Genomic DNA, 25,930 nt, shown 5'->3' with positions numbered 1-25,930 from the left:
TGCGGGATTGGCTGTATCTGGGGTCGGTGCACCGTATTCGCTACGCGAAGCGGACGTTAGGAGACTGGCGAGGTCCTGCGGGCAGACACCCGATATGGAACAGGATGCCGCGCAGGTGGCGGATTCGCACCGGGCACGGAAGATGTTGCGCCGGCAGAGTTGCAGCAGGAGTGGAACAGTGCCCAAGCGACGGCCCGTAATCCTCGACGGAAATCCCTACGTGCTCGACCACGAGCCGATGTCCGCCGGCACGATCTTCGAGCGGGTCGGCGGCAACACCGGCAACCTGGCCTTCCGCTACGGCGTCGCCCGCAGCCTGTCCGGGCCGGCCCTGCTCTACCTGGGCAATTCGCCCTCGGCGATTCGTAACGCTGGCGATATTGTCGTGCTGCCGCTGGCGAACCAGCTCGGCCGCCACATGAAGCTGGGCCCCGCGGCGGAACGGCTGCGGGCGATCGACCTGCCGGTGCTCGGCCTCGGGCTCGGCGCCCAGGCGGATTCCTATGAGCAGGACATCGTGCTGGACGCCGGCACGCGGGCCTGGCTGGAGGAGCTGGCGAGCCGCGCCCCGACCGCGCACCCGAATATCGGCCTGCGCGGCGACTACACCCGGGCGCAGGTGGCCAAGCTCGGGCTCGGCAATGCGGTGACGGTCACCGGCTGCCCGTCCAATTTCATCAGCGGCGACCCGGCGCTGGCGACCAAGCTGGCGGCCGGCTTCCGGCGGCGGCCGCGGCGGATCGCGGTGGCGGCCGGCATTCCGCACGTCGCCCAGCTCGCCGCCATCGAGCACGACCTGGCCGACATCGTCACGCTGACCGACGGCGCCTACATCGTCCAGCACGGCATCGAGATGATCGAGCTGGCCTGCCGCGAATTCGACAGCATGACACCGGAGCGGCTCGAGCTGTGCCGGAACTACATCGCGCCGCTCAGCACCACCGAGGAATTCAGGACCTGGTGCAGCCGCTACGCCTATGCCTTCGCCGATGTGCGGCAATGGATGGATTTCCTCCGCCGCTTCGACTTCGTGGTCGGCACCCGGTTCCACGGCGCCATGCTGGCGATCCAGGCCGGCGTGCCGGCCGCCTGCATCGCGCATGACAGCCGCACGCTGGAGATGTGCCAGACGATGCAGATCCCGGTCTGCCACTACAAGGACATCAACGGCCCGCTGACGCGGCACAATGTCATGGACTACTTCAGGTTCGACGCCGAGGCCTACACCGAGACGCGGCGCCGGCTGTGCGCGAGCTATGTGGGCGTCCTGCAGGCGGCCGATCTTGAGGTTTCCGCAAATGTGCTGCGCCTGATCCAGTGACGGTCAGGAACGGCGAATCGTCACCAAGCCAATGGTCCCGTCCAGCTTGACCCGTCCCCAGTCATCGGTGAGAGCGTATCGTGTCGGGCCCGAACCTGTCGTTGAGGGTTCATGATGATTGCCTTCGCGCATATTCACAGGACGAAGAACGTCGGCGACCGCATGTGTACACCTGCGCTGTATTTCCAGTTTCCGGAAGCGCAGGTGTTCAACATCAATGACAGGATCCCGCCATGCGATGCCGTCATCTTCGGCGGTGGCGCCATCGAATTCGCCATGCGCGGCGAAGAGGGCGCGCAGCGCAAGGTCGAGGCCCGGCGCCGCATCGCCTGGGGGATCGGGTCGTCGCAACACGGAACGGAGCGGCACCCGGCCCCACCGAGCGGGCTGGATCTCATCGGCCTGCGCGAATACGGTCGCAAGGGCGGCGAGTACGTGCCCTGTGTCTCCTGCATGTCGGAGCACTTCGACAAGTCGTACGACATCGCGCATGACGCCGTGCTCTTCGTGAACTACGACAAGAAGCTGACGGAACCGAACATCCAGGGCATCCCGAAATCCTATAACGACGGCAGCCTGGCGGAGACCATAGCGTTCCTGGCCAGCGGGGCCGTCGTTGTGACGAACTCCTACCACGGCGCCTATTGGGCCACCCTGCTGGGCCGCAAGGTCGTGTGCCTGCCCTATTCGTCCAAATTCTTCGGCTACAAATACCCGCCGACGATGGCGACGGAAGAGACCTGGCGGGACCGCATGCGCGAAGCAACTGCCTATCCCGAGGCGCTGCAGGACTGCCGCGCGCACAACCTTTCCTTCTATAACAAGGTTCAGGACCTGCTGCAGTGATTGCGATCTCGCTGACCGTGCACGAGATGCCCCATGTGGTGATGGAGCTGATGAGCAACATCCGCTACACTTACAATGGGAACGCTTTTCTCGTTGTGCATGTGTCGCGGGACAACAAGGAGAAATTCCTCAAGCACGCCGCTGCCACCGGCGTCGACATGCATGATCCCGACGTGCACTGGAACGACGTCGAGATGCCCACGAAATGGGGCAATACGCTGCCGATGCAGGTGTCCAACTTCCTCTACCTGACCATGACGCTGCGGCGGCCGTTCACGCATTTCCAGATCCTGTCCCCCGCGAATCTCGTGGTGGGCACCGATATGGACCGGTACGTCGCCAGCCACGACATCCTGCTGAACAACACCATTCCCACGGCCAAGGGCTGGCGCTGGCATGAGCAGGTCCAGCAGGATACCGGCTTCACCGCTTTCCGTGAGGCGCATGGGCTGGGGGACCCGGTGGCGGTGCGCGTGGACGGCATGGCGGTGCGCGCGGATATCTTCGGCGGCTTCGTGCGCCGCCTGCTCGACATCTATTCGCTCGACGCAATGCGCAACCTGCCGGCCTTCTATCCGCAGGAAGAAACCATCATTCCGACCTACCTGTCCCGCTTCAGGCAGTTCGCCTACAAATTCGCTCCGTCCCGTTCGAGAACCTTCGAGCCGCACCACCCGCCGCTGACCATCGAGCGCGTGGAGAAGATCATGGAGGAAGGCAAGATCGCCTACCTCAAGCGTATCCCGCCGCATCGTGCCAGCCCGCTTCGCCGCTTCATCCTGGAGCGGCGGTCGCTCGGCGTTGGCGGTCTTCCCCGGCCCTACCCTCAGCCGGCCGAAGCGCCCGCCATGGTGGCGCCGGCTGACGAGAATGACAGCCTGGCGATCGGTGGGCCCGCAGAGCCCGCCGCCCCGGTGGAGCAGCTTCCGCCGGTCGCCTAGTCGCTTTCGGCGATGTAGCGCGCGCCGGCCAATGGCCGCTGCTTTGGCTGGCTCGCCAGATTCGCTTGAGCGGGCCACGCCACGGCCCCCGGCAGTCTGATCCCGCTTCGCTGCGCGAACTGCAGTCCTGGCATGCGGTTCGTTCTGGCGATGAGCCCGGTCACATCTCGGGCGATTTCTGAAGTCGCCGCCCCAGCTATTTGCCGGCGGATTCTTGCCGGCCGTCGCTCGGTAGATCATGTCCAGGCCCGCAAAGTGGCCACCAATCCGCGCCGGCCGCTGTGCCAGGAATGGCCAGTTCCATACCCGCCGAGCAATGCTTCGGGAGTCACCCGATTCCACTTCGATACGTGCCAGCGGACCTGATCGCCACTGCCGGGGCGGGCGGCCCATTCGGCGAGGCGCCGCCGGGCGACAACTTACTTCATCAACTTACTGCGCATCTGTGCTAGGCAAATTGGCGGCCGCAATGGATCAGCTTCGCATGCCCTCTCCAGACCCCGTTATCACCCTCGGCGAGGTCCGCTTCGCCAACCATCTGCCCCTCGCCCTCATCGCCGGCCCCTGCCAGATGGAAAGCCGGGCGCATGCGCTGGAAATGGCCGCGGCGCTGAAGGAGATCTGCGACAAGCTCGGCATCGGCCTCGTCTACAAGACCAGCTTCGACAAGGCGAACCGCACCAGCGCCGCCGGCGCCCGCGGCGTTGGCCTCGCTGCCGCCCTGCCGGTCTTCGCCGAGATCCGTGAGACATTCGGCCTGCCGGTGCTGACCGATGTGCATGAGCGCGAGCAGTGCGCCCCGGTCGCCGAGGTGGTGGATGTGCTGCAGATCCCTGCCTTTCTCTGCCGCCAGACCGATCTGCTGCTGGCCGCCGCCGCCACCGGCCGGGTGGTGAACGTCAAGAAGGGTCAGTTCCTCGCGCCCTGGGACATGAAGAACGTCCTCGCCAAGGTCACCGGCGCCGGCAATCCGCGCGTCATGGCGACGGAGCGCGGCGTCTCCTTCGGCTACAACACCCTGGTCTCGGACATGCGCTCCCTGCCCATCATGGCGGCGATGGGTGCGCCGGTGGTGTTCGACGCCACGCATTCCGTGCAGCAGCCGGGCGGCCAGGGCACCTCCTCCGGCGGGCAGCGGGAATTCGTCGCGGTGCTGGCCCGCGCGGCGGTCGCGATCGGCGTCGCCGGCCTCTTCATCGAGACGCATCCGGACCCTGACAACGCCCCGTCCGACGGCCCCAACATGGTGCCGCTGAAGGCCTTCCCGGCGCTGATCGAGGAGCTGATGGCCTTCGACAGGCTGGCCAAGGCGCGCGCCCGGGCATGAATCCCATCGTCCTGATTCCGTCACGCCTCGCCTCCACCCGCCTGCCCAACAAGCCGCTGGCGGACATCCATGGCGCGCCGATGATCGTCCATGTGCTGCGCCGGGCGCTGGAGGCGGATTGCGGCCCCGTCGCCGTGGCGACCGATACCCCCGCCATTGCCGAGGCGGTGCGCGCCGCCGGCGGCCAGGCGGTGATGACCGCCGCCGACCACCCCTCCGGCTCCGACCGCATCCAGGAAGCGCTCGGCAGGCTGGACCCCGATGGCCGCTACGACGTGGTGCTGAACGTGCAGGGCGACCTGCCGAGCATCGACCCGCGCGCCATCCGCGTCGCTTTGGCGCCGCTGGAGACGCCGGAGGTGGCGCTCTCCACCCTCGTCGCCGAAATCACGCGGGAGGAGGAGCGGACCGCCTCCCAGGTGGTGAAATTCGTCGGCAGCCCGCTCGGCGGCGGGCGGCACCGGGCGCTCTACTTCACCCGGGCGACGGCGCCCTGGGGCGAGGGGCCGCTCTGGCACCATATCGGCCTCTATGGCTGGCGCCGCACCGCCCTTTCCCGCTTCGTCGCCCTGCCGCCCTCGGTGCTGGAGCAGCGGGAGAAGCTGGAGCAGCTCCGCGCCCTGGAAGCCGGCATGCGGATCGACGCCATGGAGGTGGATGTGGTGCCGCTCGGCGTCGATACCGCCGAGGATCTGGAACGCGCTCGTACCATACTTGCATCGCGGGGGAGCTGAATGACCATCGAACGCGCCAAGGCCGGCAAGCCCAGCCCGGAGCAGGCCGCCCGCATCCGCGAGACCGGGGCGGCGACCCTGGCGGTGGAAACCGCCGGCATGCAGGCCCTGGCGGAGGCGCTGGACGGCAGCCTGGGCGATGCCTTCGCCGCCGCCGTCGAGACCATCATCGCCACCTCCGGCCGCGTCGTCGTGACCGGCATGGGCAAGAGCGGCCATGTCGGCAACAAGATCGCCGCCACCCTGGCCTCGACCGGCACGCCGGCCTTCTTCCTGCATCCGGCGGAAGCCAGCCATGGCGATCTCGGCATGCTCACCGCGGCCGATGTCGTCCTCGCCCTGTCCTGGTCCGGCGGCACGGCGGAGCTGCGGGACATCATCCACTACACCCGCCGGCACGGGGTGCAGCTCATCGCCCTGACCGGCGGCGCCAACAGCGCGCTCGCCAAGGCGGCGGACATCCTGTTGCTGCTGCCGTCGATCACGGAAGCCTGCCCACACGGCCTGGCGCCCACCACCTCCACCCTCATCCAGATGGCGCTGGGCGATGCGCTGGCCATGGCGCTGCTCGACCGCCGCGGCTTCACCCCGCAGGAATTCGCGCAATTCCATCCGGGCGGAAAGCTCGGGGCCCAGCTCATGACGGTGGGCGAGCTGATGCAGAAGGCGCCCAACCTGCCGCTGGTGGAGGAAGACGCGGACATGTCCCGCGCCATCCTGGCGATGACGGGCCACAGCCTGGGCTGCGCCGTCGTCACCGCGGCGGATGGCCGGCTGGCCGGGCTCATCACCGATGGCGATCTGCGCCGCCACATGCATGACGGCATCCTGAAGCGCCCGGTGACCGAGGTGATGACGCTCCGCCCCCTGACCACGCCGCCGGACCGCATCGCCAGCGCCGCGCTGAAGGAGATGAATGCGCGGAAGGTGAGCCAGCTCGTGGTGCTGGAGGAAGAGCGCCCCGTCGGCGTCCTGCACCTGCATCACCTGCTATCCGCCGGAGTCGCCTGACGCGCCGGGGCTCTTGCCGTTGGAGGCAGTACGCCCGCCTGCCGGGGACTGGACCGATCCCCCCTCCGGCGTTGGTCGGCAGGCTGAACAGCAGATTCAGGGCGGGGTCCGGGGAGAAGCTCTTCCCCCCCGGCGGGGTCCAGGGGCAGAGCCCCTGGTGGGGGTTGGGGGGCGGAGCCCCCATTCTTCCCACCCCTCGAGGGTGCTTCCCGTGCCCTTCGGGTGTAGCCTGCCGCCATGCCCGACCTTCCTTCGACCCTCGCGCCCGAAGCCCCGCCGCCGGGCGAGGTGCGCGAAGTGCAGCCCGGCCTGCTGCGCCTGCGCATGCCGCTGCCCTTCCCGCCCGGCCATGTGAATATCTGGCTGCTGGAGCATGATGGCGGCTGGCTGGCGGTCGACACCGCCATCGCCAGCCGCACCACGCGGGAGCTGTGGGACCAGGTGCTGGCCCAGCCGGCGCTCGGCGGGAAGCCCCTCACCGCCCTGCTCATCACCCATTTCCACCCAGACCATATCGGCCTCGCCGGCTGGCTTTGCGAGCGCTTCGGCATCTTCCCGCACATCACCCGCATCGAATGGCTGATGGCCCGCGCCCTCTGGTACGACAGCGGCCCGGACATGATGGCGCAGCAGATCGCCCACTACACCCGGGCCGGCTGCCCGGCCGAATACCTTTCCTTCGTCGAGGGCCGCGGCCCGCTCTACCAGCGCAATGTGGCAGAGCTGCCGCGCAGCTTCCACGCGCTGAAGGATGGCCGCGCCATCACCATCGGCGGCAGCGAATGGCAGGTGGTGACCGGCGCCGGCCATGCGCCGGACATGGCGACGCTCCATTCGCCGGAACGCGGCGTGCTGATTTCCGCCGACCAGATCCTGCCGCGCATCTCGCCCTATATCGGCCTGCATCCGGGCGAGCCGGAAGCCGATCCGCTGGGCGATTTCCTCGCCAGCAATGAGCGCTTCCGGCCGCTGCCGGAGGCCACGCTGGTGCTGCCCTCCCATGGCGAGCCCTTCTCCACCCTGCACCGCCGGCTGGACACGCTGGCGGGCCACCATGCAGAGCGGCTGGACACCCTGGCCGAAGCCTGCCGCGAGAAGCTGACCGCCTTCGAGGCGGCGCAGGTGCTGTTCCCCCGCGCCGCCGGGGAGATGACGCAGATCGGCTTCACCGTGGGCGAGACCCTGGCGCATCTCCGCCGGCTTGAACGCCAGGGGCGGCTGGCGGTGGAGAAAGGGGAAGTCTGGCGCTTCCGCACGCGATGACCCCGCCGATGGACGCTGACGTGCTGGTGCTCGGCGCCGGCGCCGCCGGCATTGCCGCGGCGCGGCGGCTGCGCGCGCTGGGGCGGAGCTGCCTGGTGCTGGAGGCCGGCACCCGGGTCGGCGGCCGCGCCTGGACGGATGCGGCGGGGCTCGATCTCGGCGCCTCCTGGCTGCATGTGGCGGAGGCGAACCCGCTGACCGCCCTGGCCCGCGAGCTGGGCTTCACCCCTTATGACGACGGCCGCCGCCGCCGCGACATTCTGCTGGCCGCGGGCCGCCCCGCCTCGGCCGCCGACCGCGCCGCCTATGAGGCCGCCTGCGATGCCTGGGAGGCAGCCGTTGCGGTGCGCGCCGCGGCGGGCGGCCCGGACACCAGCCTGGGCGAGGCGGCACCGCGCGGCGGCCGCTGGGACGCGACGGTGAACCATTGGTTCGGCGCCATCATCAACGGCGTGGAATCCGAGCGCAGCAGCCTCATCGACTACGTGGCGACGGTGCTGGACGGGCAGAATCTGATGGTGCGGGAGGGCATCGGCACCTTGGTGGCGCGGCTGGCCGAGGGGCTGCCGATCCGCCTCGGCGCCCGCGTGCAGCGGCTCGCCGCCGGGATGGTGGCGGAGACCGGGGCGGGTGAGTTCCGCGGCCGGGCGGCGATCGTCACCCTCGGCACCGGCGTGCTGCCGGAACTGGTTTTCGACCCGCCCTTGCCCGAGGTGGTGACCCGGGCGATTGCCGGCCTGCCTTTGGCGCCGGTGATGAAGGTGGCGCTGCGGGCGGCGGGGGAGGAGCGCTTCGGCCTGCCGCCCTTCGCCCGGCTGGGGCGCATGATCGAGGGGCCGGGGGACCGCCCCTGTTCCTGGGTGCTCTGGCCCTTCGGCCGGCCCTGGGCGATGGCCTATATCGGCGGCCGGCTGGCGGACTCCCTGCCCGATGCCGCCTCGGCCGAGGCCGCGGCGCGGGCGGAGCTGGCGCGGTATTTCGGCGCCGCGGCAGTGGCGCGGGTATTCCCGGAGCCCGCCACGGTGGCGCATTGGCCCGCCGATCCGTTGTTCCGTGGCGGCTACAGCTATGCCCATGTCGGCGCCGCCGGGGCGCGGGCGGTGCTGGCCCGGGCGGCCCCCATGGAGGGCAAGCTGCGCTTCGCCGGCGAGGCCTGCCACACCCGCTATGCCGGCACCGTCGGCGGCGCCTGGGAAAGCGGCGAGGCAGCGGCCGAGGCCGTGAGCGCTGCGCTGGGCTAGAGCGGTTTCACGCTGACTGTGCAGCGCGAAACCGCTCTAGCTTATGGCTTGTAGAGCAGATTCACGCCTCCGGGCGATGCCGCCCTCCGGCGATCTGCTCTAATGGCCCTCCCTCCGCCGTCCTGCGGGGGAGGGCCGAGGTGGGAGTGCTTGCCACCACCCCGGCCCAGGGGACTTCACCCCCACTCTGACCCTCCCCCGCAAAGCGGGGGAGGGAAGGCCGCCCGCCAGCCCCCTCGCCGAAACCTCGGCAAAGCCCCATGCTGCGGCGCATGACCGACCGCGCCGCCTTCGCCGCCCGCGCCGCCGCCTGCGAGGCGCAGGTGGTGGCCATGACCCAGGCCCTTGTCGCCATCCCCTCCCCCAACCCGCCCGGTGACACCCGCGCCGTCGCGGAGGCCGCCGCCGCCCTCATCCGCCGCAACGTCCCGGGCGCCGAGATCGCGCTGCACCCTACCTCGGACAGCGTCACCAACCTCGTCGCCATCCTCCGTGGCCATGCCCCCGGCCGCCGCCTGGTCTTCAACGGCCATCTCGACACCTACCCGGTGAACGAGGCCCTGCCCTGGACCGTCCCGCCCCTGGGCGGGCTGCTGCGCGAGGGCCGGCTTTACGGCCGCGGCGCCGCGGACATGAAGGGCGGCCTCGCCGCCTCCATCGCCGCCATGGCCCTGCTGGCGCAGCACCGCGAGCTGTGGCGCGGCGAGGCGGTGCTGACCCTCGCCGGGGACGAGGAATCCATGGGCCCCCTCGGCAGCCAGTGGCTGCTGGAAAACAGCCCGGAAGCCCGCGGCGACGCCACCATCATCGGCGATGCCGGCAGCCCCCGCGTGCTGCGCTTCGGCGAGAAGGGCTTTCTGTGGATCGAGTTGGAAGCCACCGGCCGCGCCAGCCACGGCGCCCATGTCCATCTCGGCATCAACGCGCTGGACCGCCTCTGCGCTGCGCTGGATGCGGTGCGCGGCCTCCGCGCCCTGCAGCCACGCCCCCCCGCCGCCGTCACCGCCGCCATCGCCGCCGCCCAGCCGATCAGCGAGCCCCTCTCCGGCGCCGGCGAGGCCGAGGTGCTCGCCGCCGTCACCGTCAATATCGGCCGCATCGAGGGCGGCACTTCCACCAACCTGGTCCCCGCCGCCGCCCGCGCCGGCGCCGATATCCGCCTGCCGGTCGGCATCACCTGCGCCGAGGCCGAGGCCGCTCTCACCGCCGCCCTGGCGCCGCATGAAGGCGTCACCTGCCGCATCCTCCGCCGCTTCGAGCCGAGCCACACCGACCCCAGCCACGAAATCGTCCGCCGCGCCGCCGCGGTGGCAGCCGAGGTGCTGGGCACCCCCTGCGCGGTGAATATGCGCGTCGGCGGCAGCGATGCGCGGCTGCACCGCATGGCCGGCCTGCCGACCATCGTCTATGGTCCCACCCCGCATAACATGGGGGGAGCGGATGAATACGTGCTGGTGGAGGAGCTGCGCCAGGTGGCGCAGGTGCACGCCCTGACCGCGCTGGACTTCCTCGCCGCCTGACGTCCCATGGCCAAAACCAGCCTGCGTCTCCAGGCCATGCTCTGGATGCTGGCCAGCGGGGTGCTGTTCATCCTGCTGAACGGGCTGCTGCGCTGGCTGGCCCAGCATATGGACCCCTTCGTCACCGGCTTCCTGCGCTACTCCGCCGGCGTCGTCGTCATGTTCCCCTTCATCTGGCGCGCCGGCCTGGCTGCCTACCGGCCGCACAACGTCATCGGGCAATTCTGGCGCGGGGCGCTGCACACCTCCGGCCTGCTGCTGTGGTTCTGGGCGGTGCCGCATGTGCCGCTGGCGGAGATCACCGCCCTCAGCTTCACCACCCCGCTCTTCATCATGCTCGGCGCCATGGTCTTCCTGGGGGAGCGCGCGGTGGCGGCGCGCTGGGTGGCGGCGGCCATTGGCTTCTGCGGCGTGCTGGTGGTGGTCTCGCCGCAGCTCTCCGGCGCGGGCGGGCCCTACAACCTCGTCATGCTCGCCTCGGCGCCTCTCTTCGCCGCCTCCTTCCTCATCACCAAGGCGCTGACGCGGCGGGACACGCCGCATGTCATCGTGGTGTGGCAGTCGCTGATGGTGGCGCTGTTCAGCTTGCCCTTCGCGCTATGGAACTGGGAATGGCCCACGCCCGTCCAATGGGCGCTGTTCCTGCTGGCGGGGGCGCTGGGGACCACCGGGCATATCTGCCTGACACGGGCCTTCGCACTGGCGGAGATGTCCGTGGTGCAGCCCATCCGCTTCCTGGAACTGGTCTGGGCCTCGGTCTTCGGCTTCCTGGTCTGGGCGGAAACCCCAAGCCAGGCCACCTTCCTGGGCGGCGCGATCATCTTCGCCAGCACCACCTGGATCGCGCGGCGCGAGGCCAGAGCTTGAGGGAGGGCGTCGCGCCGCGAGGCGCGCCTCATGGCGCGACCCTCCCTCAAACTTCCACCCGCCAAGGGCCGAAAGGTCCTTGGAACCCTTGAGTTTACCTAGTCTAACTGCCGCACGATGCCCGCAGGCGTCGCGGTGCGGCCGCCATCCACCACATACTGGGCGCCGGTGACGTTGCTGGCGAGGTCGGAACAGAGGAACAGCACGACATTCGCCACCTCCTCCGCCACGCCGTAGCGGCGCAGCGGAATGCCGGCGGAATAGGCGCGCTCGATGCCCTCCGGATTGTTGGGGGAAACCTGGCGGGCAATCTCCTGCACCATGCGGGTGGAGATCGGGCCGGGACACACCGCATTCACCCGCACGCCGGCCGGCCCCACCTCGCCGGCCGCCACCTTGGTCAGCCCCATCACCGCATGCTTGGAGGCGACATAGGCCGGCATGCCCGGCGTGCCCACCAGCCCGGCAATGGAAGCCGTGTTCACCACCGCGCCGCGCCCCTGCTTCAGCATCACCGGCAGCACATGGCGCAGGCCGAGGAACACGCCCTTCACATTCACGCCCATCACCGCATCGAACATCGCCTCGTCATATTCGGCGGTCGGCGCCACCTTGCCTTCGATGCCGGCATTGTTGTGGAAGCAGTCGATGGCGCCGAAATTCTCCAGCGCCGCCTTCACATAGGCCTGCACGTCGGCTGCCTTGGTCACGTCCGCCGTGCGGAAGATCGCCGCCTTGCCGCATTCCGCCGCCAGCGCCTCGCCCGCGGCGGCATCACGGTCCACGATCACCACCTTGGCCCCGCCGCGGACGAAGCCCTGCACCACGGCACGGCCGATGCCATTGGCGCCGCCGGTCACCACCGCCACCTTGCCGGTGAAATCCATCGGATACTTCCTCCCTTTGCCCGCCGGCGGATCCGGCGTGGCGATGCGGCAGTAGAGCAGCGCCGGCCCGCCCTGGCCAGCCTCGCCCCCTTCGCCACGCAACCCACACGCCGCCGCCCCGTTGCGGAAGCGGCAACAGGGAGGGGGAGCAGCATGGCCGAAACGGCAGAGGAGGAACCCGGCCTCAGGCGCAGCATCGGCCCGGTGCAGCTCTTCGCCTACACCCTGGGCGGCATGCTGGGCGCCGGCATCTACGGCCTGGTCGGCCGCGCGGCCGGGGAGCTGGGCGCCGCGGTCTGGCTGGGCTTTGCCGTGGCGATGGTGGCGGCGCTGCTCACCGGCCTCTCCTACGCCTCGCTCGGCGCCCGCTACCCGCGGGCGGGCGGCGCCGCCACGGTGGTGCAGCACACCTGGCAGAAGCCGCTGCTGACCTGGGTGGTGGGGCTGGCCGTGCTCGCCTCCGGCCTCACCTCCGTCGCCACCCAGTCGCGCGTGGTGGCGGAGAACCTGCTGCGCCTGGTCGAGCTGCCCTTCCTGCCGCCGGTCGTGATCTCGCTGCTCTTCCTGCTGCTGATCGCCGGGCTGGTCTTCCGCGGCATCCGGGAAAGCATGTGGGCCAACATGCTCTGCACCGTGGTGGAGGCCGGCGGGTTGCTGCTCGTCATCGCCCTCGGCCTGCGCTTCTGGGGCAGCGCGGATCTGTGGGAGACGCCGAGTCCGGAGGGCATTACCGCCGCCTTGCTGCTGCAGGGTGCCATCCTTACCTTCTTCGCCTTCATCGGCTTCGAGGACACGCTGAACGTCGCCGAGGAATGCAAGGACCCGCACCGCACCATCCCGCTCGGCATCATCTCCGCCATGCTGGTGGCGACGGTACTCTACATGGCGGTCGCGATCACCGCCGTCTCCGTGGTGCCGTGGCGGGAGCTGGCGGCGACGCCCGGCCCATTGGCCGAGGTGATGGCCCGTGCCGCGCCCTGGCTGCCGGGCTGGGTCTATGTGGCCGTCACCGTCTTCGCCGTGGCGAATACCGCGCTGCTGAATTACGTCACCGCCTCCCGCCTCACTTACGGCATGGCGCGGCATGGGCTGCTGCCGGCCGCGCTCGGCCGGGTGCATGGCGGGACTCGCACGCCGCATCTGGCGGTGGCGGCGCTGTTCCTGGTGGTGGTGGTGCTGATGCTGGCGGGGGATATCAGCCAGCTCGCCGCCGCCACGGTGCTGCTGCTGCTGGCGGTCTTCACCGCGCTGAACATCGCCCTGCTGGTGCTGCAGCGGCGGAAGGAGGAGCCGCGCGGCAGCTTCGAGGTGCCGGCGGCGGTGCCGGCCCTCGGCGCCCTGGTCTGCGCCACGTTGCTGGCGAACCGGGTGCTGAGCGGCGACTGGCGGGCGCCCGCGCTGGCGGGGGCGGTGCTGGTGGCGATCCTGCTCGCCTGGCTGGTGCTGCGGCCGGGGCGGGAAGCCGCGGCGATGTGAGGCCGCCTCCCTCCCCCGCGGAGCAGGGGAGGGCCGGGTTGGGGGTGTGCCTCAACACGCCACGCCCGACACCGCCGGGGAGGGAACGGCCTCTACCCTACCATCCCCGCCGCCTCGGCCAGCAGGCTGAAGGACCGCTTCCGCTTCTCGTGGTCGTGGATCATGCCGGTCGCCATCAGCTCATCCGCGCCCGTCTCGGCGATGAACGCCTCCAGCCCCTGCCGCACCGTCTCCTTCGCGCCGACCACGGCACAGGCCAGCACATTCCGCAGGATGGCCTCGCCCCGCGCGTCCAGCCGGCTTGCCATATCCTCCACCGGCGGCGGCAGCTTGCCGGGCCGGCCGCTGCGCAGGTTCAGCACGCTCTGCTGCTGCGAGGTGAAGAGGAAGCGCGCCTCCGCATCGCTCTCCGCCACCACGACGTTCAGTCCCAGCATCACCTTCGGCGCCGCCAATTGCTCGGAAGGCCGGAACCCCTCCCGATACACCTGCATCGCCTCGAACATCATCTGCGGCGCGAAATGCGAGGCGAAGGCGAAAGGCAGGCCCAGCGCCGCCGCCAATTGCGCCCCGAAGGTGGAGGAGCCGAGGATCCAGACCGGCACCTCCTGCCCCTCCCCCGGCACCGCCCGCAGCCGCTGGCCCGGCTGGGCGGGGCGGAAGTAATTCATCAGCTCCACCACGTCGCGCGGAAATTGGCCCTCATCGGCTGCGAGGTTCCGCCGCAGCGCATGCGCCGCGATCTGGTCCGTCCCCGGCGCCCGGCCCAGGCCCAGCTCCACCCGCCCGGGGTGCAGCGCGGCCAGCGTGCCGAATTGCTCCGCCACCACCAGCGGCGCGTGGTTCGGCAGCATGATGCCGCCGGCGCCGATCCGGATGCGCTCCGTCGCCGCACCGACATGCGCCAGCGCCACCGCCGTGGCGGCGCTGGCGATGCCCGGCATGTTGTGGTGCTCGGCCATCCAGTAGCGGCCGAAGCCCAACCCCTCGGCATGCCGCGCCAGATCGGCGGAATTACGGAGCGCCTGGCCGACATCGCTGCCTTCCGGGACAGGGGAGAGATCGAGGATCGAGAGCGGGACCATGGGACGCATGTGGGGTGGCCCGGCGCGGAGGAAAGCCCGGCCAGGCGGCGTGCTTGGCAGCGGCAGCGGCCGGGCGGAGACTGGCAACGCCCATGCCGAAGCTCCTGCTTTCCCTTTTCGTTCTGTTCTGGCTGCTACCGCTCGGCGTCGCCGCCGCGCTCCATCAGAGGGCGGCCATCGCCGATTGGTGGGGGGCGGACCGCTCCTCCGCCGGCCTGCTGCCCCCGGCGGCGGCGCAGCCGGGGGCGGTGGTGCGCATCTATGCCGCCCCCACCGTGCGCTGGCGCGGCATCTTCGCCGTGCATTGCTGGCTGGTGGTGAAGCCGGAGGGCGCGCCCGCCTATACCCGCTACGACTACACCGCCTGGGGCGAGCCCATCCGCGTCAACGGCTTCGCCCCGGATGGAAGCTGGTTCGGCCGCGCCCCGGTGGAGGTCTTCGCCGCCGATGGGGCGGTGGCCGCGGCGATGATCCCGCGCATCCAGGCCGCCATCGCCGCCTATGCCTGGCGCAACCGGGGGGATTACCGGCCCTGGCCCGGGCCGAATTCCAACACCTTCATCGCCGCCGTGCTGGATGCGGTGCCGGAGGCGCAGGTGGCGCTGCCGCCGACGGCGATCGGCAAGGACTACCCCTATGACGGCGCCTGGCTGCGCCGCACGCCGAGCCGGACGGGCTTCACCCTGACGCTCGGCGGCTATGCCGGGCTGACGCTGGGGCTGGTGGAGGGGCTGGAGGTGAACATCCTGGGCGCCGTGGCGGGGCTGGATGTGCGGCGGCCGGCGTTGAAGCTGCCGGGGCTGGGGCGGATTGCCCTGGCGCCGGGATAGGGCAGCCGGACCGCCCCTCAGCGTCGCACCAGGCATGACCGGGCATCCGCCGCCGCCTCGAAAGGGATGGCACGGGTCAGGCCCGGCCATGACGCTGGGGGGCGGATGCGCTGCCGTGCCTACGACCCGCTACTCGGCCCCCAGCCAAGCCGTCGCGTCGATCTCCACCAGGCACTCCGGCGAGCCGAGCCCTGTCACGATGCAGGAAACCCGATGCGGCGGGTCCGTCGCGAAATTGGCGAAATACACCTCGTTCATCGGCGCCCAGTCGGCGCGGTCCGTCACATAGACGGTGCATTTCACCACGTCGCGCAGCGTGCCGCCGGCCTCCTCCACCAGCGCCCGGATGTTGTCGATCGCCTGCTGCGTCTGCGCGCGGACATCGCCCTGGGCGAAGCGCCCTTCGCGGTCCCGCCCGGTGCAGCAGACGAAGAGGAACCCACCTGCCAGCGTCGCCTGGGCGAAGGGCAGGCTGCCCTTGAACACCTTGGCGGAGGCGATGGCGCGCTTCGGCATCAGCCGAGCTTCCGGATCAGCTCCGCCCAGCGGTCGAGCTGCGGCAGGATGACATCCGCCTTCGCCGCTTCCAGGCTCAGGATCACGCGCGCGATACCCAGCTCCTGGTCGCGGCAGAGCGCGTCGTAATCCTCCGTCGCCCCCCAGATGGTGATGGGCAGGCCGGCCAGGTCCCGCCCGGCCGCCTCCGCCATCTGGCGGAATTCCGGCAGCAGCGCCGCCACATCCGCGTAATGCTGCCGCGTGCGGTGCGGCATCCAGCCATTGCCGTAGCGGATGGCGCGGCGCGCCCCGTGCGGGAAGGCGCCGCCGACGATGATGGGCGGGTGCGGCTTCTGCACTGGCTTCGGCCAGGTCATCATCGGGCCGAAATTCACGAATTCCCCGTGATACTCCGGCTTCGACTTCGTCCAGATCGCCTGCATCGCCTCGATCCGCTCCCGCGCCAGCTTGTGGCGGGTGGCGAAGACCGTGCCGTGATCCTCGATCTCGTCCTGGTTCCAGCCATTCCCCACGCCGAACAGGAAGCGCCCGTTCGAGAGCAGGTCCAGCGAGGCCACCGACTTCGCCGTCTGGATCGGGTCCCGCTGCACCACCAGGCAGATGCCGGTGCCCAGCTTCAGCGTCTTGGTCGCGATGGCCGCCGCCGTCAGCGTCACGAAGGGGTCCATCACGTCGTAATACATCTTCGGCAGCTCGCCGCCGCTCGGCCAGGGGGATTTGCGGCTGAGCGGGATGTGCGAATGCTCCGGCGCCCAGAGGCTCTCGAAGCCGCGCGCCTCGGCCGCCACGGCCAGCTCCTCCGGCCGCATGGAATAGTCGGTGAAGAACATCGCCAGGCCGATCTTCATGGTCCGTCTCCCCGTCCTCGGCGGATGGTGGCACGATCCGCGCCCCAAGGGGAATGGCCAGGGGGGAGATGGACCACGCCGGCCGCCCGGCGCATACTTCCCGCCAAGCGAGGGTGAGGAGACGCAGATGGGCAACCGCATCGCCATCATCGGGGCCGGCGCGGTCGGCGGCTATGCCGGGGCGCATATGGCGCAGGCGGGCGAGGATGTGACCTTCGTCGATATGTGGCCGGAGAACGTGGAGGCGATGCGGAGCAAGGGCCTGCGCATTTCCCACATCAAGGACGTGCCGGAATTCACCGTCCCGGTCCGCGCCATCCACCTGACGGAGCTGCAGCATGTCAGCAAGGAGAAGCCCTTCGACATCGCCTTCGTCTGCGTGAAGTCCTACGACACCGCCTGGGCCACGCTGATGGTGAAGCAGTACCTCTCGCCCGGCGGCTTCGTCGTCTCGCTGCAGAATTGCATGAACGAGGAGACGGTCGCCGGCATCGTCGGCTGGGGCCGCACCCTCGGCGCCATCGCCTCCTCCATCACCGTCGATCTCTGCGAGCCCGGCCATGTCCGCCGCGCCTCCGGCAAGGGCGGCGCGGCGCATACCGTGTTCCGCGTCGGCGAGGTGCATGGCCGCATCACCGACCGCGCCAAGGAGGTCACCCGCCTCGTCGCCTATTCGGACAGCGCGCTGACCACGCCCAACCTCTGGGGCGAGCGCTGGTCGAAGCTCGTGACCAACGGCATGGCCAATGGTCTCTCCGCCTGCACCGGCCTGGTCAGCAAGGAGATCCTGCTGGACGACACGCTGCGCGCCTTCACCGCGAGGCTGGGCTCGGAGGCGATCCGCGTCGGCCAGGCGCTGGGCTACACGCTGGAGGAGATCCACCATATCGACCCGGAGGTGATCGCCCGCGCCGGCGAGGGCGACCTCGCGGCGCGGCACGAATATGACGAGCACCGGCTGGCCGAGGCGCGGAAGCCCGGCGGCGGCGCCCACCGCCCTTCCATGGGCCAGGACATGGTGAAGGGCCGCCGCACGGAGATCGAGTTCATCAACGGCTATATCGTCGACAAGGCGCAGAGCATCGGCCTGGCGACGCCGGCCAATGCGGCGCTGACCGATATCGTCAAGCGCGTGGAGCGCGGCGAGCTGCAGCCCGACCCGAAGCACATCAAGGAGCTCCGCCTCAACTGAGGGAGGGCATGCCCCATGGCCCTGCTGCACCAGATCCTGCTGGGGCTCGGGCTGCTGGCCACGGCGCTGGCCGCGGGGCTGTTCTACGCCTTCTCCATCGCCGTCATGCCGGGGCTGGCGGCGGCCGATCCGGCCGCGGCGATCCGCGCCATGCAGGCGATCAATGCGGAGATCCGCACCCCGCTCTTCGCTTTCAGCTTCTTCGGCGCGCTGGCCCTCCCGGTGCTGGCGGGGGTGGCGGGGCTGGCGGACGGCGCCAGGCTGCCCGCGCTGCTGTGCTTCGCGGGCGCGCTGGCCTACGGCATCGGGACCTTCGGCGTCACCCTGGCCTGCAACCTGCCGCTGAACGAGATGCTGGCGGCCAGCGAGGCCCCGGCGGACCCCGCTGCCGCGGCCATGGCCTGGCGGCGCTACGCCCGGCCATGGACCGCCTGGAACCATGTGCGGAGCCTTGCCGCCACTCTCGCCTTCGGCCTGATGGCCGCGGCGCTGGCGGCCAATTGGCGCGAAGCGCCACCATGAAAGGGACGCGTCCATGCCCATACCCCGCCGTGCCGCCCTTGCCGGGATAGGCCTCACCCTCGCCGCCCCTGCCCTCGGCCAGGGCTTCCCGGTGCGGCCCGTCACCCTCATCGCCGCCGGCGCGGCGGGCGGGCCGACGGATACCGTCACCCGCATCCTCGCCGATGCGCTGACGCGCAGCAGCGGCCATAATTTCGTCGTGGAAAGCGTCGGCGGCGCGACGGTCGGGCCGCTGCGCGGCGCCCAGGCGCGGCCGGACGGCTATACCCTGCTGTGCAACAATATCGGCTTCGCCGCCTCCGCCACGCTCTATCGCCGCCTGCCCTACTCCGTGCTGGAAAGCTTCGCGCCGCTCGGCCTGGTCTCCGATTCCGCCATGACGCTGATCGCCCGGCCCGGCTTCCCGGCGCAGGATCTGGCCGGCTATGTCGGCGCGCTGAAGGAGCAGGGGGAGAAGCTGAACCTCGCCCATGCCGGCCTCGGCTCCGCCGCGCATCTCTGCGGCATGCTGCTGCAGCAGGCGGCCGGCGCCCAGGCGACGACGGTGGTGTTCCGCGGCACCGCGCCGGCGATCGCGGAGCTGATGGCGGGGCGCATCGACCTGCTCTGCGACCAGGCGACCAATACCCTGCCCTTCATCAAGGAGAGCCGGGTGGCGGCCTATGCGGTGACGACGCCGCAGCGCGTGCCGGAGCTGCCGCAACTGCCGACCACGGTGGAGGCCGGCTTCCCGAGCATCGCCATGTCCACCTGGCACGCGGTCTATGCGCCGGCTGGGACGCCGGAGGAGATCCAGCAATCCCTCTCCGCCATGCTGCGCGGCGCCATGCGCGACGAGAAGCTGCGCCAGCGCTTCGCCGAGCTGGCGACGGCGCCGGCGACGGAGGAACGTGCCTCCATCGCCTTCCATAAGCGCTTCCTGGCGGAGGAGGTGGATCGGTGGCGGCCGGTCATCCAGGCGGCCGGCGCCTTCGCGGATTGAGCCGCGGCCGCGGCCCATGCGCAGGCCGCGCCCCTCCGCCTGGCGGGTGGCCGGAAGGGGAGGCAAGCCCGGCCCGCCCGCCCCCTGCAAGGCGATCCACGCCGAGGGCGGCTGCACCGCGCCGGCATGCCGGAGAACAGCACGGCTACGTTCGAGAAGAAGGGGAGGAACCGCATGACCGTCACCGCCACGCGCCGGGCAGCCCTCGGCGCGCTGCTGGCCGCCTCCGGCCTGGCCGCGCCGGGGCTGGCGCGCGCCCAGGGCAGCTACCCGGCCCGCAGCGTCCGCGTCGTCAATGCCTACAGCCCGGGCGGCACGGCGGATGTCGTCTCCCGCATCGTGCTGGCGGGGCTTTCCGCAAGGCTCGGCCAGCAATTCGTGGTGGAGAACCGGCCGGGCGCCGCCGGCACCGTCGCCGCCCAGGCCGTGGCCCGTGCCCCGGCCGATGGCTACACCTTGCTCTACGATGCGACGGCGCATTCGGTGAACCCGTCGCTCTTCGGCAGCCGCCTGCCCTACGAGACGCGGCGGGACCTGATGCCGGTCTTCCTCACCATGGTCACGCCGAACACGCTGCATGCCACCAAGGAGTTCCCGGCGCATTCGGTGCCGGAGCTGGTGGCGCTGGCGAAGGAGAAGCCGGGGCAGCTCGATTGCAGCTCCACCGGCATCGGCACGGTGCAGCATGTCTCGCTGGAGCTGTTCAACCACCGCGCCGGCACGCAGATCAACCACGTGCCCTACCGGGAATTCGGCGCCGCGCGCAACGACCTGATCTCCGGCCGGGTGCCGCTGCAATTCAGCAACGTGCCCGGCTCGGTCCCGATCTTCGCGGCGAAGGACGCGCAGGTGATGGCGCATTGCGGCCTCTCGCCGCTCAGCGTGCTGCCCGGCGTGCCGGCGATTGCGGACACGCTGCCGGGCTTCGAAACCTATGAGTGGAACGGCCTCTTCACCCCCGCCGGCACCGATCCGGCGCTCATCAGCCTGCTCAACACCGCGCTGAATGCGGTGATCCGGGAGCCGGCGGTGACCGAGCGGCTGCTGACCCTCGGTGCCCTGACGCGGCCGAATACGGTGGAGGAATTCGCCGCCTTCCGGGAGCAGCAGATCGCCTTCTTCGCGGATATGGTGCGCATGGCCAATATCCGGATCGACTAGAGCAGCCGCCGATCTGACGGATCACGACGTGATCCGTCAGATCTGAGATAAGTGGAACAGATGAGCAGGCAGCTTACTGATTTGCCGCATCGCCAGGCATCTCCGCCTGGCCTGAAACACGCGCCGTCAGGAGCGCCCCGCATGACCGAACCCTACCATATCGACACCACCAGCAATTGGCGCCGCCAGGCGGTTGAGGAATGGCTCTTCGGCCTCGACCGCCTTTCGCCGCCGGTGCGGGAGAAGGTGGTGACCGCCTGGGTCAGCGCCTGGGCCTCCTCCGGCCATGAGAAGCTGGAGGACATGCCCTTCTCCCCCGGGGAGCAACCCTATCGGCTGATGGACCATGTGAATGACGTGACCCGGGCCGGCATCGATCTCGGTGCCCGCGCCGCAGCGGATTGGAAGGTGGCATTCGACCCCGACGTGCTGGTCGCCATCCTCATCCTGCACGATGTGGACAAGCCGCTGATCTATGGGCGGGAGGGCGATACGGGCGTGCACACGCCGCTGTTCTACGAGCTGCCGCATGGCGTCATCGGCGGCATGCTGCTGAAGGAGCTGGGCTTCCCGCATACCGTCGTCAGCACCGTGGCGACGCATGCGACCAACGCGCCCTTCCATGGCCGCAACCTGGAAGCGCATGTGCTGCATTACGCGGATCTCTTCGCCGCGGACCACGCCTTCCGGCAGATGGGCAAGACGCCGCTCTATCTGCGGCACGGGAAGTAGCGGGAAGCGGGCATGGCGGATCAGGCGCCGCGCCCGGCAATCTCCGCTTCCAGCCACGCCAGCGCTGCCGCCAGCCGCGCGCTATCGAGCACGAGGTGCGGCGCGGTCCAGGGCTCGTAGCGCCGGCCCGTCACCCCCGCCCAGTCCGGCAGGGCCAGGCCGGGGATATCGGCCTGCCGCGACTCCACCTGGCAGCGGTGCTCGGCCAGGTCGCTGCACACCACCTCCGGCAGCGCTGCGCCGGCCTCCGCCGCCAGGGCGCGCCAAGCGGCGCGCGCCGCCGCCGGGCTCACCGCATCCGCCACGACGTCGCGGCCCAGCGCCAGATTCGTCGCCGCCACCGCCTGGGCCACGGTGTGGCCGGCGGGGCCGATCTGCGCCGTCGGCACGCCGCGCTGCCGCATCGCCTGCTCGATGGCGTCGGTCCGCAGCCACATGGTGCCGCGCCGCCAGGGCGCGGGAAAGCGTCGTCTCCCACCCCCGGCAGGCCGCCGAACACCACCAGCGCGGGTTATTCCAGCCCGGCCTTGCGCAGCCCCGCCTCGTAATGCGCCAGATCCTCCGCCCGCCGCAGCGGGGTGCGGCGCAGCGCCTTCTCCAGGGTGAAATCCGGCTCGATCGCCAGCAGCCGCGCCTTCACCTCCGCCGCCTCGCCCGTCAGCCCCAGATGGCCCAGCGCCGAGAGATAGGTCTTGTAAGGGTAGCTCAGACCGGCATGCAGCGCGGTGGCCTTCCGCCCCACTTCCACCGCCGCCTCATGCTGGCCGAGGCAGAGCGCCGGAATCCCCCGCGCCGCGTCGAAGAAGAAGGCATGCGGGTGGCAGGGGGCGAGCCGGGCATAGCGGTCGAGCCGCGTCAGCGCCGCCTCATGCTGGCCGAGATAGGCGAGCGCCATGCCGGAGAATACCCAGGTCATGGCGAGGTTGGGGTTCAGCGCCAGGGCCCGCTCATGCAGCGCCGCGCCTTCCTCCAGCCTGTGGAGCAGGAAGGCGCGGACATGGCCGGAGATGGTCAGCGCCTGGGCATCCAGCGGGTCCAGCGCGATGGCACGCTGCGCCAGCCGCTCCGCCTCCGCCATGGAGTCAGCCTCGTCCGGCGCCCAGCCCTGGCCGACCAGGAAGAGATGCCAATAGGCATGCCAGGCATGCGCCGGGGCGTAGTCCGGCTCCAGCGCCTCCGCCCGGCGCAGCCATTCCGCCGCGGCCAGGAAACCGTCCCGGTCCAGCCGGTGGATCGCCGGGATGGCCCGCAGCAGCAGGTCGTAGGCAGAGGCGTTGACGCTGCCGCGGGCGCTCGCCCGATTCGCCTCGATGAGCAGGATCTCGGGGTCGATCCGCGCCACCACCTCCGCCGCCACCTCATCCTGCAGGGCCAGGATGTCTTGCGCCTCGCGGTCGAAGCGGCCGGTCCAGACCAGGCCGGCGGCTTCCCGCAGATCGGTCAGGCGGAGGGAGACGCGGACGCGGTCGCCGGCCCGCTGCACCGTGCCGGCCAGCAGGAAATCCAGCCCCATGGCGCGGGCCGCCGCCTCCTCCCCCCGCTCCTCCGCCGCGCTGGCGAGCGAGGCGCTGTCCACCAGGAAGATCCAGCGGAAGCGGGCAAGGGCGGCGGTGATCTCCTCCGCCAGCCCGACGGAAAGATGCTCCTCCACCTCCCCGATGACGCGCAGCGGCGGCACGCCGAGCCGGGCGCCGCGCAAGGTGCCGCGCGGCGCCGGGGGCGCGGGCGGCGGGGCCGGGGCGGCGGCGATGATCGGCGCCGGCCCCTCCGCCCGCAGCGCCACGGCCAGCGCCTCGGTCTCGGCGGAGGGGGTGGTGCCGAAGCGCTCGGCCAGCAGGCTGCGGCAATTCTCATAGGCGGCGAGCGCCGCGCCGCGATCGCCCCGGCTGCCCTCGGCGCGGATCAGGGCGCGCCAGGCGCCTTCATTCACCGGGTCGTAGCCGAGCAGGCGACGGGCGGCGCTGGCAGCGGCGGCCGGGCCCTCCGCCCGTTCCAGCAGCAGCGCCGCCTGCGCCACCGCGGCATCGCGCAGCCGCCTGCGCTGCTCCGCCAGCCAGGCATCGAAGGCGGGATCCAGCCCATCGAGATCGGCGAGCAGCTCGCCGGTCAGCAGGTCCAGCGCCTCCGGCCGCGCCAGGCCGGTGCGGGCGGCTTCCAGCGCATCCACCCAGACCGGGCCGGCGCGCAGACTCACCGCCTCCCGCGTCGGAGCCAGCAGCGGCACGCCGACCGGCGCCAGCGAGTCCTGCAACTCATGCAGCGCCTGGCGCAGGGAGCCGCGCTGCTGCTCCGCGCCGCGACGGGACCAGAGCAGCTCGGCGAGGCGGAGCCGAGTCACTGGCGTGCCGAGGGCGAGGCCGAGCACGGCCAGCAGGGCCCGCGCCTTTCGGGTGCGCGGCAGCACCTGCACGCTGGCGAGACTCCAGGCTTCCATGCGGCCGATCAGCACCAGCCGCAGGCAGGGCCCGGGTGCGGCAGGGTCCATGGCAGGCGGGACGGGGGACAGTGCAGCATCGGCGCGCGCAGTCGTGGTGAGGGACACACCCATGGCGGGGAATCTAGACCATGTGGCGCTCCCGTCACCCCGCGAATTCACCGCCTCGCGACAGGTGGGCAGGAAGCCCATGGGGCAGGCGCCGGCCGCTCAGCCCGGGCCGGCCCCGTTGGGCGGCCCGGCCGGCAGATCGGGGTCGATGGCGAGCACCGCCTCGCGCAGCTCCCGCTCCGCCCGGGCGATGTCGAAGGCGAGGAAATCCCGCTCGATGGCATGAGCGAGGGTGGGCCTGGGCGGCCGCGCCGGTCAGGGCGGTGGCCCGGGCGCGGTAGGCGAGAAAGCGGCGGGCTGCCTCGAAGACGCGGCGCAGCTCCGCTTGCGGCAGGTCGGGCATGGCCATCCTGATCCCGGTCGTCGGCTGATATCGGGCGCTCGGGCGAGCGGAGGCCAGGCGGAGGGATAGCGCGCCTGGCCGCGCAGGCGGCGTGAGATCGCCGTTGCGGGTGTGAGGGGACGTTAAAACAAGCGGATGGCGGCCGGGCTTCACCTGTTATAACATATTTATTCCTATTCCCTACCCCGATACCCCCATAAAGCGCCGCTAACGAGGAAAAATTTCTTGCGCATGCCGCAATGTTCCGACATTGTTCCTTCAGCGGCGGGGTGAGCGAACGCCGCAAAGCACAACCCCCAGCGCTCGAGACCGGAGAACACCATGCGCCCCATCCTCCCCGCCCATATCGTCGATGCTGGCCTGGTCCGCTTCCGCGCTGGCATGCAGCGCTCCGCCTGCCCGGCCCTGCCGCCGGTCGCCGCCGGCCAGGTGCGCTTCGGCGCCGGCATGCGGCGCGGCGCCCCGGCGATCGCCGATGCCGGCCGGGTCCGGCTCGGCGCCGGCATGCGCCGCGGCTGAGGCGCGGGGCAGGCGGCGTCCCCCGCCGCCTGCCCGTCCTCCCCCCGAGGATCAGAGGAAGATCGTCACAATGACCCCCGCCGCGACCAGCCCCGCCTCCCCGGCCATCGTCACCTTCTACCGTCTGATCGACGGCGTCCGCGCGCCGGAACGGGCGGATCGCAGCGGCCTCGGCAGCCTGCCGACCCGGGCCTTCCGCTATTGCGACGCGGTGACCCAAGCCGCGGGCTTCGGCTGGCATGTCTATCCGGCGATGGATTTCAGCCTGGTCTGGGACGGCGCCCAGATCTGGTGGCATTGTGAGGGGCTGGACGACTGGTCGCCGCTCGGCGCCGCGCAATTCCCGCATTTCGCCGAACGCTTCGACCAGGCGGCGCCGGCGGCGGTGCGCGGCTATTCGCCCCCCTTCCTGACCGCGCTACAGGAGCCGGGCGTGGTGCAGATGTGGACCGGCCTCGCCGCCCGCACCGCCCCGGGCTGGAGCCTGCTGGTCCGGCCCATGGCCAACCTGCCGCGCCACCCGGGCTATGAGCCCTATGAGGGCATCGTCGAATGCGACCGCTGGTTCGGGCCGCTCTTCACCAATCTGCGGCTGACCCGGACGGACACGCCCATCCTGTTCCATGCGCATGAGCCGGTGCTGCAGGTGCAGCCCATCCCGCAGGTGGCCTATGCCGATGCGGTGCTGAACAACAGCGGGATGGTGGCGGCGCTGGGCGGCTTCAGCACCGCGGATTGGGCGGATTACCAGCGCGATATCGTGGCGCCGAACCAGGACCCGGCGCATCAGCAGGGCCGCTACGCGGCGGAGGGCCGCAAGCGCCGCCGGGCCGGCATCTGCCCGCATATGGCGGCGGCGATGGCGGCGGCCCAGGCAGCGGGCCAGGCCCCTTCCGGCCAGCCGGCGGCCCAGAGCGTGATCGGTGGGGGGCGAATCGACCGTTCACGCGATCGAACAATAACCTAGTGTCCTGCCCGCGAAGTTCGCTGGATTTCCAGTGAACGTCGCGGCCAAGCAGGCCACTGAAAACCGAAGCTAGTGGCCCGAGAACGAAGTCCGCAGGACTGCGGAATCGGGACGCTAGAGCGGGGCGCGTGAGCGAAAGCGAGCGCATCACGCTCCAGCGCCCGGCACAAGCTTCCGGCGCGCAGCCTTCCCCCGGGGCCGTGCCGCCGGTGCCCGAGCGGCCAGGCAGGCCGCCCCCCGAAAATCCCGGA

The 25,930-nt window shown here is 70.8% G+C and carries 25 protein-coding genes; 19 read left to right on the top strand and 6 right to left on the bottom strand.

Annotated elements, in window-relative coordinates:
• The first annotated feature begins 220 nt into the window (after positions 1-220).
• The 10 genes from E5N76_RS13420 to E5N76_RS13375 all read left to right on the top strand — a co-directional run bounded on the left by E5N76_RS13420 (position 221) and on the right by E5N76_RS13375 (position 11,071).
• Positions 221-1,321 (top strand): polysaccharide pyruvyl transferase family protein, encoded by a 1,101-nt coding sequence (locus tag E5N76_RS13420; protein WP_187830149.1) that lies wholly within the window; start codon positions 221-223, stop codon positions 1,319-1,321.
• Positions 1,322-1,435: 114 nt separating this feature from the next.
• The gene (locus tag E5N76_RS13415) at positions 1,436-2,167 is read left to right on the top strand and encodes a polysaccharide pyruvyl transferase family protein (protein WP_187830148.1); all 732 of its coding nucleotides are present in this window, start codon (positions 1,436-1,438) and stop codon (positions 2,165-2,167) included.
• A complete protein-coding gene (locus E5N76_RS13410) occupies positions 2,164-3,108 on the top strand; it encodes a hypothetical protein (RefSeq protein ID WP_149537809.1) in 945 nt (314 codons plus the stop codon). Before E5N76_RS13415 ends, E5N76_RS13410 begins: the two co-directional genes overlap by 4 nt.
• Before the next feature lie 484 nt (positions 3,109-3,592).
• Positions 3,593-4,435: a 3-deoxy-8-phosphooctulonate synthase gene (kdsA, locus tag E5N76_RS13405; RefSeq protein WP_149537808.1), complete on the top strand. Its 843-nt coding sequence runs from the start codon at positions 3,593-3,595 to the stop codon at positions 4,433-4,435.
• Positions 4,432-5,169 (top strand): 3-deoxy-manno-octulosonate cytidylyltransferase, encoded by a 738-nt coding sequence (locus tag E5N76_RS13400; RefSeq protein ID WP_149537807.1) that lies wholly within the window; start codon positions 4,432-4,434, stop codon positions 5,167-5,169. The genes kdsA and E5N76_RS13400 overlap by 4 nt, the downstream gene beginning before the upstream one ends.
• Positions 5,170-6,180, top strand: coding sequence for a KpsF/GutQ family sugar-phosphate isomerase (locus tag E5N76_RS13395; RefSeq protein ID WP_149537806.1), 1,011 nt, complete (start codon positions 5,170-5,172; stop codon positions 6,178-6,180).
• 237 nt (positions 6,181-6,417) lie between these two features.
• Positions 6,418-7,443 carry an MBL fold metallo-hydrolase gene (locus E5N76_RS13390; RefSeq protein WP_149537805.1) on the top strand — a complete coding sequence of 342 codons (1,026 nt, stop codon included), beginning with the start codon at positions 6,418-6,420 and terminating at the stop codon, positions 7,441-7,443.
• Between the two features lie 8 nt (positions 7,444-7,451).
• A complete protein-coding gene (locus tag E5N76_RS13385) occupies positions 7,452-8,684 on the top strand; it encodes a flavin monoamine oxidase family protein (RefSeq protein ID WP_187830146.1) in 1,233 nt (410 codons plus the stop codon).
• 272 nt (positions 8,685-8,956) lie between these two features.
• Positions 8,957-10,204: a M20/M25/M40 family metallo-hydrolase gene (locus tag E5N76_RS13380; RefSeq protein ID WP_149537803.1), complete on the top strand. Its 1,248-nt coding sequence runs from the start codon at positions 8,957-8,959 to the stop codon at positions 10,202-10,204.
• 6 nt (positions 10,205-10,210) lie between these two features.
• Positions 10,211-11,071: a DMT family transporter gene (locus E5N76_RS13375; RefSeq protein WP_207791969.1), complete on the top strand. Its 861-nt coding sequence runs from the start codon at positions 10,211-10,213 to the stop codon at positions 11,069-11,071.
• 98 nt (positions 11,072-11,169) lie between these two features.
• Here the strand turns inward: E5N76_RS13375 and E5N76_RS13370 are convergent, their stop codons facing one another.
• Positions 11,170-12,060: an SDR family NAD(P)-dependent oxidoreductase gene (locus tag E5N76_RS13370; RefSeq protein ID WP_207791968.1), complete on the bottom strand. Its 891-nt coding sequence runs from the start codon at positions 12,058-12,060 to the stop codon at positions 11,170-11,172.
• A 51-nt stretch (positions 12,061-12,111) separates the two neighbouring features.
• Here E5N76_RS13370 and E5N76_RS13365 point away from each other — a divergent pair, with 51 nt between their 5' ends.
• A complete protein-coding gene (locus E5N76_RS13365) occupies positions 12,112-13,434 on the top strand; it encodes an APC family permease (RefSeq protein WP_149537802.1) in 1,323 nt (440 codons plus the stop codon).
• Positions 13,435-13,526: 92 nt separating this feature from the next.
• On the opposite strand, the gene E5N76_RS13360 is transcribed toward E5N76_RS13365, so the two are convergent.
• Positions 13,527-14,519 carry an LLM class flavin-dependent oxidoreductase gene (locus E5N76_RS13360; protein ID WP_149537801.1) on the bottom strand — a complete coding sequence of 331 codons (993 nt, stop codon included), beginning with the start codon at positions 14,517-14,519 and terminating at the stop codon, positions 13,527-13,529.
• A 92-nt stretch (positions 14,520-14,611) separates the two neighbouring features.
• Between E5N76_RS13360 and E5N76_RS13355 the strand changes: the two genes are divergently transcribed.
• The gene (locus E5N76_RS13355) at positions 14,612-15,349 is read left to right on the top strand and encodes a DUF3750 domain-containing protein (RefSeq protein ID WP_149537800.1); all 738 of its coding nucleotides are present in this window, start codon (positions 14,612-14,614) and stop codon (positions 15,347-15,349) included.
• A gap of 129 nt (positions 15,350-15,478) precedes the next feature.
• Here E5N76_RS13355 and E5N76_RS13350 read toward each other — a convergent pair whose 3' ends face one another.
• Together E5N76_RS13350 and E5N76_RS13345 are read right to left on the bottom strand one after the other, a co-directional pair.
• Complete coding sequence (locus E5N76_RS13350) at positions 15,479-15,865, bottom strand: RidA family protein (protein ID WP_149537799.1); 387 nt, start codon at positions 15,863-15,865, stop codon at positions 15,479-15,481.
• On the bottom strand, positions 15,865-16,716 hold the full coding sequence (locus tag E5N76_RS13345) for an LLM class F420-dependent oxidoreductase (protein ID WP_149537798.1): 852 nt from the start codon (positions 16,714-16,716) through the stop codon (positions 15,865-15,867). Before E5N76_RS13345 ends, E5N76_RS13350 begins: the two co-directional genes overlap by 1 nt.
• A gap of 127 nt (positions 16,717-16,843) precedes the next feature.
• On the opposite strand from E5N76_RS13345, the gene E5N76_RS13340 reads away from it, so the two are divergent.
• From E5N76_RS13340 to E5N76_RS13320, 5 genes are all read left to right on the top strand, one after another.
• Entirely contained in the window at positions 16,844-17,908 is a 1,065-nt protein-coding gene (locus tag E5N76_RS13340) for a ketopantoate reductase family protein (protein WP_187830145.1), read from the top strand.
• 15 nt (positions 17,909-17,923) lie between these two features.
• The gene (locus E5N76_RS13335) at positions 17,924-18,430 is read left to right on the top strand and encodes an anthrone oxygenase family protein (RefSeq protein WP_149537796.1); all 507 of its coding nucleotides are present in this window, start codon (positions 17,924-17,926) and stop codon (positions 18,428-18,430) included.
• Positions 18,431-18,443: 13 nt separating this feature from the next.
• On the top strand, positions 18,444-19,412 hold the full coding sequence (locus tag E5N76_RS13330) for a tripartite tricarboxylate transporter substrate-binding protein (protein WP_149537795.1): 969 nt from the start codon (positions 18,444-18,446) through the stop codon (positions 19,410-19,412).
• A gap of 174 nt (positions 19,413-19,586) precedes the next feature.
• Positions 19,587-20,573 (top strand): Bug family tripartite tricarboxylate transporter substrate binding protein, encoded by a 987-nt coding sequence (locus tag E5N76_RS13325; RefSeq protein ID WP_187830144.1) that lies wholly within the window; start codon positions 19,587-19,589, stop codon positions 20,571-20,573.
• Positions 20,574-20,714: 141 nt separating this feature from the next.
• Complete coding sequence (locus E5N76_RS13320) at positions 20,715-21,305, top strand: HD domain-containing protein (protein ID WP_149537793.1); 591 nt, start codon at positions 20,715-20,717, stop codon at positions 21,303-21,305.
• 20 nt (positions 21,306-21,325) lie between these two features.
• Here the strand turns inward: E5N76_RS13320 and E5N76_RS31035 are convergent, their stop codons facing one another.
• Both E5N76_RS31035 and E5N76_RS13310 read right to left on the bottom strand, forming a co-directional pair.
• The gene (locus E5N76_RS31035) at positions 21,326-21,742 is read right to left on the bottom strand and encodes a kinase (protein ID WP_207791967.1); all 417 of its coding nucleotides are present in this window, start codon (positions 21,740-21,742) and stop codon (positions 21,326-21,328) included.
• A gap of 74 nt (positions 21,743-21,816) precedes the next feature.
• On the bottom strand, positions 21,817-23,853 hold the full coding sequence (locus tag E5N76_RS13310; RefSeq protein ID WP_187830143.1) for a BTAD domain-containing putative transcriptional regulator: 2,037 nt from the start codon (positions 23,851-23,853) through the stop codon (positions 21,817-21,819).
• Positions 23,854-24,514: 661 nt separating this feature from the next.
• Here E5N76_RS13310 and E5N76_RS13305 point away from each other — a divergent pair.
• Together E5N76_RS13305 and E5N76_RS13300 are read left to right on the top strand one after the other, a co-directional pair.
• A complete protein-coding gene (locus E5N76_RS13305; RefSeq protein WP_149537791.1) occupies positions 24,515-24,712 on the top strand; it encodes a hypothetical protein in 198 nt (65 codons plus the stop codon).
• A gap of 70 nt (positions 24,713-24,782) precedes the next feature.
• Entirely contained in the window at positions 24,783-25,679 is an 897-nt protein-coding gene (locus E5N76_RS13300; RefSeq protein ID WP_149537790.1) for a DUF6065 family protein, read from the top strand.
• The last annotated feature ends 251 nt before the right edge of the window (positions 25,680-25,930 follow it).

The organism is Siccirubricoccus phaeus, from assembly GCF_008360935.1.
In the GTDB taxonomy this organism is placed as follows: domain Bacteria; phylum Pseudomonadota; class Alphaproteobacteria; order Acetobacterales; family Acetobacteraceae; genus Siccirubricoccus; species Siccirubricoccus phaeus.
Note: the sequence above shows the minus strand (reverse complement) of the source record. Positions and strands in the feature narration are given on the sequence as shown.

What these genes read in the sequence shown, in the direction of transcription:
- E5N76_RS13395 (WP_149537806.1), top strand. Translation starts at nt 5,170, where the DNA reads ATGACCATCGAACGCGCCAAGGCCGGCAAGCCCAGCCCGGAGCAGGCC.
- E5N76_RS13385 (WP_187830146.1), top strand. Translation starts at nt 7,452, where the DNA reads ATGGACGCTGACGTGCTGGTGCTCGGCGCCGGCGCCGCCGGCATTGCC.
- E5N76_RS13320 (WP_149537793.1), top strand. Translation starts at nt 20,715, where the DNA reads ATGACCGAACCCTACCATATCGACACCACCAGCAATTGGCGCCGCCAG.
- E5N76_RS31035 (WP_207791967.1), bottom strand. Translation starts at nt 21,742, where the DNA reads ATGTGGCTGCGGACCGACGCCATCGAGCAGGCGATGCGGCAGCGCGGC.
- E5N76_RS13360 (WP_149537801.1), bottom strand. Translation starts at nt 14,519, where the DNA reads ATGGTCCCGCTCTCGATCCTCGATCTCTCCCCTGTCCCGGAAGGCAGC.
- E5N76_RS13400 (WP_149537807.1), top strand. Translation starts at nt 4,432, where the DNA reads ATGAATCCCATCGTCCTGATTCCGTCACGCCTCGCCTCCACCCGCCTG.
- E5N76_RS13325 (WP_187830144.1), top strand. Translation starts at nt 19,587, where the DNA reads ATGACCGTCACCGCCACGCGCCGGGCAGCCCTCGGCGCGCTGCTGGCC.
- E5N76_RS13375 (WP_207791969.1), top strand. Translation starts at nt 10,211, where the DNA reads ATGGCCAAAACCAGCCTGCGTCTCCAGGCCATGCTCTGGATGCTGGCC.
- E5N76_RS13330 (WP_149537795.1), top strand. Translation starts at nt 18,444, where the DNA reads ATGCCCATACCCCGCCGTGCCGCCCTTGCCGGGATAGGCCTCACCCTC.
- kdsA (WP_149537808.1), top strand. Translation starts at nt 3,593, where the DNA reads ATGCCCTCTCCAGACCCCGTTATCACCCTCGGCGAGGTCCGCTTCGCC.
- E5N76_RS13305 (WP_149537791.1), top strand. Translation starts at nt 24,515, where the DNA reads ATGCGCCCCATCCTCCCCGCCCATATCGTCGATGCTGGCCTGGTCCGC.
- E5N76_RS13340 (WP_187830145.1), top strand. Translation starts at nt 16,844, where the DNA reads ATGGGCAACCGCATCGCCATCATCGGGGCCGGCGCGGTCGGCGGCTAT.
- E5N76_RS13380 (WP_149537803.1), top strand. Translation starts at nt 8,957, where the DNA reads ATGACCGACCGCGCCGCCTTCGCCGCCCGCGCCGCCGCCTGCGAGGCG.
- E5N76_RS13415 (WP_187830148.1), top strand. Translation starts at nt 1,436, where the DNA reads ATGATTGCCTTCGCGCATATTCACAGGACGAAGAACGTCGGCGACCGC.
- E5N76_RS13350 (WP_149537799.1), bottom strand. Translation starts at nt 15,865, where the DNA reads ATGCCGAAGCGCGCCATCGCCTCCGCCAAGGTGTTCAAGGGCAGCCTG.
- E5N76_RS13310 (WP_187830143.1), bottom strand. Translation starts at nt 23,853, where the DNA reads ATGGGTGTGTCCCTCACCACGACTGCGCGCGCCGATGCTGCACTGTCC.
- E5N76_RS13390 (WP_149537805.1), top strand. Translation starts at nt 6,418, where the DNA reads ATGCCCGACCTTCCTTCGACCCTCGCGCCCGAAGCCCCGCCGCCGGGC.
- E5N76_RS13355 (WP_149537800.1), top strand. Translation starts at nt 14,612, where the DNA reads ATGCCGAAGCTCCTGCTTTCCCTTTTCGTTCTGTTCTGGCTGCTACCG.
- E5N76_RS13345 (WP_149537798.1), bottom strand. Translation starts at nt 16,716, where the DNA reads ATGAAGATCGGCCTGGCGATGTTCTTCACCGACTATTCCATGCGGCCG.
- E5N76_RS13300 (WP_149537790.1), top strand. Translation starts at nt 24,783, where the DNA reads ATGACCCCCGCCGCGACCAGCCCCGCCTCCCCGGCCATCGTCACCTTC.
- E5N76_RS13365 (WP_149537802.1), top strand. Translation starts at nt 12,112, where the DNA reads ATGGCCGAAACGGCAGAGGAGGAACCCGGCCTCAGGCGCAGCATCGGC.
- E5N76_RS13335 (WP_149537796.1), top strand. Translation starts at nt 17,924, where the DNA reads ATGGCCCTGCTGCACCAGATCCTGCTGGGGCTCGGGCTGCTGGCCACG.